This is a genomic window from Oleiphilus sp. HI0067 (assembly GCF_001635735.1).
This window is the reverse complement of sequence record NZ_LWFI01000435.1, coordinates 1-1048: the sequence shown is the minus strand read 5'-3', so window position 1 is coordinate 1048 and position 1048 is coordinate 1. Positions and strand designations below refer to the sequence as shown.

Genomic DNA, 1048 nt, shown 5'->3' with positions numbered 1-1048 from the left:
CCACTGGTCGAGCACCAAGCAATGACCACAGAGCCATTTCAACGGCACCTGTATCAGAAGCTGGAACGATGCCAACTCTGTAACCTTCGGGTAAACCTAGCAAACGCGCTGTTTCTGAGCAGGCACGACCTAAAGCGTCTTTGCCAATAGCCGCACGATGCGAACGACCAAGCGTAGAGATATCTAAGTTATTGACGTCATAACCCGGGCGCTTACTGCATGGGCCTGATGAAAAATTAGGGTTAGCAGGCTTAAGGCTTGGTTTAGTAAAACCAGTCATATACTCTCCAGACAACAATAAGTGGGATGCTAAAAACAGGCCGGCAATGCTATCACCAGACGTGGGCTAAGTCACTGAATCAACAGAGCGCCATAACCATTATAACGCGCACAAACTTTGCTCAACTATTTCCTGATTGGGCTACTTACATTAAACTAGCGCGCCTCTAAAAGAGCGATCCGATTAACCTCTGATGTATAGGAATAAACATGTCAGCATATTCAGATAACGATGTCGTCATCGTTGCAGCAAAACGTACCGCAATGGGTAGCTTCGGTGGCAGCCTAAGCACAACTCCAGCTCCAGAACTTGGCGCAGCAGCGATTAAAGCGAGCATCGAGCAGGCTGGCATTGCAGCAAGCGATATTGATGAAGTGATCATGGGTCACGTTCTTCCAGCAGGTGTTGGTCAAGCCCCAGCTCGACAAGCATCACTTGGCGCAGGCATCCCAGACAGCGTGCCAACCACAACGATCAACAAAATGTGTGGTTCGGGCATGAAAGCAGTGATGCAAGCATTTGACGCGATCAAGGCAGAATCTTGTGAGTTAATGGTTGCTGGCGGCCAAGAAAACATGTCGCTTGCACCTTACATTGTTCCTAAAGCACGCACGGGTTACCGTTTAGGTCACGGCGAGCTTCTAGATCACATGTTCTATGATGGACTTGAAGACAAGTACACCAGCAAATTGATGGGTAAGTTTGCTGATGAAAACAGCCAAGAAGATGGTTTAAGTCGTGAAGACATGGACGCGTACACCTTGCGTT

General features: G+C 48.4%; 2 pseudogenes. One reads left to right on the top strand and one right to left on the bottom strand.

The features are described 5' to 3' along the window. Positions 1-280, bottom strand: a pseudogene (locus A3739_RS05070) (phosphoserine aminotransferase); the annotation flags it as partial. Between the two features lie 209 nt (positions 281-489). On the opposite strand from A3739_RS05070, the pseudogene A3739_RS05065 reads away from it, so the two are divergent. Further along, positions 490-1048 (top strand): annotated as a pseudogene (locus tag A3739_RS05065) (acetyl-CoA C-acetyltransferase); the annotation flags it as partial.